Source organism: Pseudoalteromonas sp. NZS127_1 (assembly GCF_015864295.1).
Lineage (GTDB): Bacteria > Pseudomonadota > Gammaproteobacteria > Enterobacterales > Alteromonadaceae > Pseudoalteromonas > Pseudoalteromonas arctica.
The window spans coordinates 1-557 of sequence record NZ_JADYXO010000073.1 but is presented as its reverse complement, the minus strand read 5'-3'; the positions used below and the strand labels follow the sequence as shown (position 1 = coordinate 557).

General features: G+C 55.8%; 1 protein-coding gene. It reads left to right on the top strand.

Annotated features, from left to right (window positions below; translation table 11 throughout):
- On the top strand, positions 1-557 hold a 557-nt coding region (locus I6F50_RS20165), incomplete at both ends, for a cbb3-type cytochrome c oxidase subunit I (protein WP_197177158.1).

Below are 557 nucleotides of genomic sequence, written 5' to 3'. Positions count from 1 at the left end.
TGACCGGTTCAGTCTTGCTTCCGTTCTTCTCGCTCATGACGATGCTCATCGCGGTGCCAACAGGTGTGAAGATCTTCAACTGGGTTGGCACAATGTGGCGGGGCTCCATCACGTTCGAGACGCCCATGCTCTGGGCTATTGGCTTCCTCGTGACCTTCACTTTCGGTGGACTCACCGGTGTTATCCTCGCTAGCCCGCCGCTCGACTTCCACGTCTCTGACACGTACTTCGTTGTGGCTCACTTCCACTACGTCGTATTCGGAACCGTTGTGTTCGCCATGTTCAGTGGTTTCTACTTCTGGTGGCCCAAGTGGACCGGCAAGATGCTCAACGAGCGTCTCGGCAAGATTCACTTCTGGTTGCTTTTCATCGGCTTCCACATGACGTTCCTCATCCAGCACTGGGCCGGTGTAGTCGCGCTTCCGCGTCGTTACCGCACCTACCTTGCTGAAGATGGCGTTACGTGGATGAACCAGGTGTCAACCATCGGTGCGTTCATCCTCGCAGTGTCGATGATTCCGTTCCTCTTCAACGTGTACATGACCACGCGCAAGGCG